This window comes from Natronomonas sp. (assembly GCF_046710025.1).
Classification (GTDB): Archaea; Halobacteriota; Halobacteria; order Halobacteriales; family Haloarculaceae; genus Natronomonas.
Window position 1 is genome coordinate 1 of record NZ_JBKEGK010000179.1, and the last position, 5362, is coordinate 5362.

Below are 5362 nucleotides of genomic sequence, written 5' to 3' on the forward strand. Positions count from 1 at the left end.
GTATTGTGATTTCATCCTCTTGGACGAGTGTCGTATCGGCAGCGTATTTGATTGCTTCAGCGTAGCTGGAGCAATCATGAGCTGCCATAATTCGAGTGAGCTTTGCAGCCAAACTGTCGCTGACTGTGATCGTCGTGTAACCCTCTGGAGGCATAAACAGTCAATAGAGACTGTTTACAGTAAATTTTACGGTAAGATAGGCAGTCCACGGTTGAAGCTACACTGAGACGCTATGATCTGATTGGCTCAGACTCCGTAGTCAGCTGGCGTTCAGTTCGCGTTAAGCTGGCAGTATACCCTGCTGGAGAGCCATGTAAACGAAGCGTGGAGCAGTGATCTCATCTTTCGTGGACATGGTGGAACGGCGGAGACACGGAGGTGTGCTCGTATCGGTGGATGTCATACATCCAGGGCATGCCGACACCGACTGTTCCGGATCGTACTACGCTTGGTCTTCGCAGTAATTGATAACATGGGTTCGTTGTTCAGTTTCCGGGAAATCTGTTCAGTTCGCTAAATTCGTCGGCTGAGAGAATGATCTCGGTATCGAACGCATCAACTCGCTCGAAGTCGTCGTCGATCCTCAATACGGTATTTACCCCTTCCTCTGTCGCTACCTGAGCGCAGTACCCGTCCCAACCACTAACGTTTGTCTCAGTTGCCTGAGAAAACCCATCCCGAACTACGTCCTCGGGCATCCCGTCGTACCAATGGATCCGCTTTGCGTCCATGAAATTCTGGAGCAGCCGAGATGCGTCTGCGTTAGAACGTCCGTAGTACGTCGTCAGGACAGTGTGTGCTCCGAACAGCGCAGGATATGGAACGACGGCGTCTATGTCGCCAGTGATGGCATCTCGAACATATGAAAGCGCAGCCTCTCGAACAGGAGCCTCTGTATGTGTGAGGGCTATCACGCCGACATCGAACAGATATGGGCTACCAGCGTCACTCATCGCTGTTTTTCTCTGCCTCTCCGAACGGCGTCTCTATGCTTCTGAGCAATTGGATCGACGCCTTCGTCGAGTGGTGACGAGAGTAGCTGTGGAGCAATCACCGCTGTTATTACACCCCGAAACAGCACACCCCGAGCCCGGGGGCGAGCGCACATCCGAAGGGCGGGTCCGGTTGCCAACGGCGGGTTTAGTGGCTCAACGCCCACGGATACCCGCCCGGATGACCGCTGTCACGTTCGTGCTCGTGACCTGCGTGTTCGTGTCCGCCGTGACCGGTGGCATCCGAATCCGGATCGGGAGTCGCCGCCAGCCGCTCGTCGACCCGTAATAACAGTGACGCCGTCTCGAATGCCGTCTCCAAACACCGAATCGGAACCGTCGCCGGCTCAACGACGCCCACCTCACACATATTACGTAGCTCCCCGGAACGATCGATCCCGACTGCCGAGTTACCCTCGTTGTGGCGAACCCGCAGGGCGGCCATCGCATCGATCGGATCAAGACCGGCGTTTCTCGCGAGCGCTCGCGGAATGACCGTCGTGGCGTCCGCAAACGCGTCGACGGCGAGTGCGGTTCGTCGCCCCTCTTGAGTCGCGCGAGCGGCGACTTCTCGGGCGACCGCCGTCATCCCGGCACCGCCACCCGGAACGACGCCGCCGTCGTCTGCGGCGTGTTGGACGGCTGCAATACAGTCTTCGACGATCCGTCGGGTTTCTTCGGCCACGTGCTGTGTCCCCCCACGGAGCACGAGCGATACGTGCTCTTCGGCGGGGAGCCCGGAGAACACGACCGCGTCCCCGCCTCCGATCGATCGATGTCGAACCGCTTCGGCGGTCCCGAGATCTCCGCGATCGAGGTCTCGGACCGACGCAACGCTTTCCCCGTCGGTGGCACGGGCGATCGCGGCGAATTCGTCCTGTCGTGTTCGCTCGATGGCGAGTACGCCGGCGTTCTCGAGTCCGGTTCGAATCTCGTCATCGATCGACTGCCGGCAGACGAGGACGTCGATATCGAGGTCCACAACGACGTCCCGAACGTCGTCTTTGCGCTCTTGTTCGTACTCACACACCGCCTGTAGTTCCTCGGTGTCGCGAACGACCACCGTCTCAGAGCCGTCCCTCTCGGGGAGTTCGATCTCCGCTTCGACGAACGCGAGCGTCGGATCCGTTCGAATCCGCCCTGTCTCGAGGGCGTCGATCGCCGTCGATGACGTCTCCGTATCGATGAAAATCCCGTCCACCTGCTCCGAATCGGCGAGCGTAGCGCCGGGGTACGCGTGTAATGTCGCTCGGGTAACGTCGAAATCGACCGAACACAACGCATCGACCGTCAGTGTCGCAAACCGTGCCGTCGCCGCCGAGTCCCACTTGCCGGTGATAGCGGTCGAGGCGATCTGTTGTAACGTCCCGTGATCGGACGCCTCGACGGGGACGGCCAACTCGCGGAGGACGTTATGAGCACTCTCGAGCGCGATACCGTACCCGTCGACGATCGTATTGGGGTGGAGGCCTCCCCCGACGAGCGTTTCGGCCTCCGAGAGGAGTTCGCCGAGTAACAGCGCCGTGGTGGTCGTCCCGTCGCCGGTGCGATGTGCGTGTGCGTGGACTGCATCTCGAACGATCCGACCGATCGGGTCGTCGACTTCGAGGCTCTCAAGAACCGTCGCACCCGTGTTGGTGATGACAACGGTTCCCTGTCGGTCGATCAACATCTTGTCTAGCCCGTTCGGCCCGAGTGTGGCCCCGAGTGTCGATGCGAGCGCTTGCGCCGGGATGGCGGGGTGCTCGATGGTACTACTGGATGTCGAGGGGTCGTCGTCAATTATGTCAGAAGCGTCGTACATATTCGTCTCCGTAACGTTCGGAACACGCCCGAGTACCGCTCTCGGGAGATGCGTTTCTGTACGGGGCGGGCCAACGAGACGGCGACTGCAACCGCGTAGTCACTCGAGCGGATCGTCCGTCACGACGACGTTGCCCCGATCGGCCCGGCTTTCGAGGTTGCCGGGCGAGATGTCGAACTCGAAGACGCCCTTGGGAACAGCCAGCGTCGAACAGGCGTTCGGCACGTCCACGACGCCGCTTTGCCGCCCCTCGGCGGGCACCGTACCGAGGATATGAAGCGCCTGCTGGCCCGTGTAGCCAAACTTCTTGAGGTAGTCGATGGCCTGGAGACACGCACGACGGTAGGCGGTATGGGAATCGATGTATCGTTGTTCGCCCTCCTCGGTCACCGAGTACCCGCAGAAGGTGACGTAGTCCTCGAAGTTTGGACCGCGGTGGCCGGGTTCGAAGATCGGGTGATCGACCCCGTGTTTGTCCATCCCGTCTTTGATGAGGCCGAACTCGACGTCCGCGTATCCGGCCATCTCGATCGCACCGCAGAACGTGATCTCGCCGTCGCCTTGGGAGGCGTGAAAGTCGCCGAGGGCAAAGTTCGCACCCTCGACGTAGACGGGAAAGTACACGGTCGAACCGATCGAGAGGTCCTTGATGTCGTGATTTCCGCCGTGTTCGCGCGGAGGGACGGTTCGGGCCGCCTCCTTTGCGGCTTCCTCGGCCGCTTCGGGGTCCATCTCGCCCATCTGTGCGCCCTCGGTCGTGGGTGGGTTTGCGACACCTGGTTCGGCCTCCCCGGTCGGGTGGTTGGGAATCGATTCCGGGTCGGCCTCGTGTTTGTCGATCAGCTCTTGTTCGCGTTCGTTCCACGTCTCCAGCAGTTCCTGACTGGGGGCACACCCCGCCAGCCCCGGGTGGATCTTGCCCTCGTAGCGGACATCGGGAATGTGCCGCGATGATACCGTATAGCCGTCGATGTCCCAGATCGACTTCGCGGCGGTCGGGAAGTGATCGGTCAAGAATCCGCCCCCGTTCTGTTGGGAGAAGGTGCCGGTGAACCCGAACTCGGAGCGGTCATTGAGCGGCCCCATGTCGTGGAACTCGACTTTCAGAAGGTCTCCGGGTTCGGCCCCCTCGACGTGGACGGGACCGGCCAGATAGTGGACTTGCGTGAGGTCGACGTCTCGAACCTCGTTCGGATCGTCGTTGTCCGAAATCTGACCGCCGGTCCAATCAAGCGCCTCCAGACGGATCGTCTCGCCGGGCTCCGCTTCGACGACCGCCGGGATGTCCGGGTGCCACCGATTGAACGGTTTGGCCGTCGGCTGCTCGTCCGGTGGTTTGTCGACGTCGACTTCGAATTTTACTTCTGGTATGTAAATACGGATCTATATGTTACATACAGTTACTAAAGCGTTTCCGAGGCGACAACTATACACTAAATGCGGGGATCGGGGTACACTACCAACGTAATCGAGTGCTTCGGCGTCCACTCGACCTCAGTCATCGATGCCCAAGCGGTCCTTCACGTCGTCTTGGGACACCGTCTCGCCCAACTCTTGCAGGAAGACCGCGACGGGTCGCTCGACGAGCAGATGGCGGACGTCCGGGAGTACGCAGCCGATCACCTCGACCTCCGCCTCGTCACGACGTTGAATGAGTGGACGTCGACGCCGGGGTTGGATAGCGACCGGGAGAAGTACAACTGATTCGTCGAGAGGGTGAACGACCACGAGACTGACGCCGTCATCGTCCGCGCTCGAGTGAGCCGCGACTTCGACTCAATTATTAGGTACGTACCATGGAAATCGGCTTAATACCAACCAACTGTCTTTGTGAAATACCTCGGGAACAGGCCCCGAGGCTTCACCGCCAATCTCTTCAACGCCTCAACGCGTATCCGGTTGGTACCGGAGGGGTTTTGTAGCGGCAGCAGAGAGAAACAGGCAGACGGCACGGTTAGACAGCCACCTTTCAACTCGCGTGGTTTCCACGTGCAGTTGCCGCTGCCTGACCTACCCCGTCTCTCTAATACCGAAGAGCAACCGCTCCATACATAGAGCGCTAACTCCATAGCGGCAGGTTTGTGCATTTCAGTGACCGTCTGTTTCGGACGAGGATGGGTTTGAAAAAGGGATTTCCGCAAGGACAACAGAAGCTACTCTACACGCTCGGAGGTGCTCCCGTTTAAAAATCTGAGTTTGTGCAACGAGAGATCATACGTGCTATCGATGGAGGTCGTCTCAGGCCGTGTCGGGTTTAATAACGGGACTCATCTGTGAACGATTCGGTGAGCGTCCCCTGGGTGGGGAAGTCTCTTTTGGCTCGTACCGGATACGGTGAAGCAGCGAATCTATCGGAAAATCGGCGGATGGGCCAGTACAAGATATAGAGCGTGCAGTCAGCACAGAGCAGTCGGAAGTTCCATCATCCGGTGCGTTGGTCGTATTGTCGGTACTTCCCAAACGAGTCGAGAGAGTGCTGCCTGAACGCCACAGAACAGTCACTTTCTGTATAATTAGACGGCCAGTCCCAGCTGCTACTGCGGTGTAGACCGAGACAGTTCCAACC

Annotated in this window: 4 protein-coding genes; 1 reads left to right on the top strand and 3 read right to left on the bottom strand. The window is 59.2% G+C overall.

The window, feature by feature from the left end; translation table 11 throughout:
- Positions 1–485: 485 nt before the first annotated feature.
- The 3 genes from ACI944_RS11295 to fmdA all read right to left on the bottom strand — a co-directional run bounded on the left by ACI944_RS11295 (position 486) and on the right by fmdA (position 4167).
- A complete protein-coding gene (locus ACI944_RS11295; RefSeq protein ID WP_411719157.1) occupies positions 486–953 on the bottom strand; it encodes a hypothetical protein in 468 nt (155 codons plus the stop codon).
- 187 nt (positions 954–1140) lie between these two features.
- Positions 1141–2796, bottom strand: a complete 1656-nt coding sequence (locus ACI944_RS11300; RefSeq protein WP_411719159.1) for a TCP-1/cpn60 chaperonin family protein — start codon at positions 2794–2796, stop codon at positions 1141–1143.
- A 99-nt stretch (positions 2797–2895) separates the two neighbouring features.
- Positions 2896–4167, bottom strand: a complete 1272-nt coding sequence (gene fmdA, locus ACI944_RS11305) for a formamidase (RefSeq protein WP_411719161.1) — start codon at positions 4165–4167, stop codon at positions 2896–2898.
- Between the two features lie 66 nt (positions 4168–4233).
- Here fmdA and ACI944_RS11310 point away from each other — a divergent pair, with 66 nt between their 5' ends.
- The gene (locus ACI944_RS11310) at positions 4234–4500 is read left to right on the top strand and encodes a hypothetical protein (protein WP_411719160.1); all 267 of its coding nucleotides are present in this window, start codon (positions 4234–4236) and stop codon (positions 4498–4500) included.
- Positions 4501–5362 lie beyond the last annotated feature (862 nt).

Bases quoted from the DNA above. Each gene is read 5' to 3' on its own strand.
- ACI944_RS11295 (WP_411719157.1), bottom strand. From the start codon at position 953: ATGAGTGACGCTGGTAGCCCATATCTGTTCGATGTCGGCGTGATAGCC.
- ACI944_RS11300 (WP_411719159.1), bottom strand. From the start codon at position 2,796: ATGTACGACGCTTCTGACATAATTGACGACGACCCCTCGACATCCAGT.
- ACI944_RS11310 (WP_411719160.1), top strand. From the start codon at position 4,234: ATGCGGGGATCGGGGTACACTACCAACGTAATCGAGTGCTTCGGCGTC.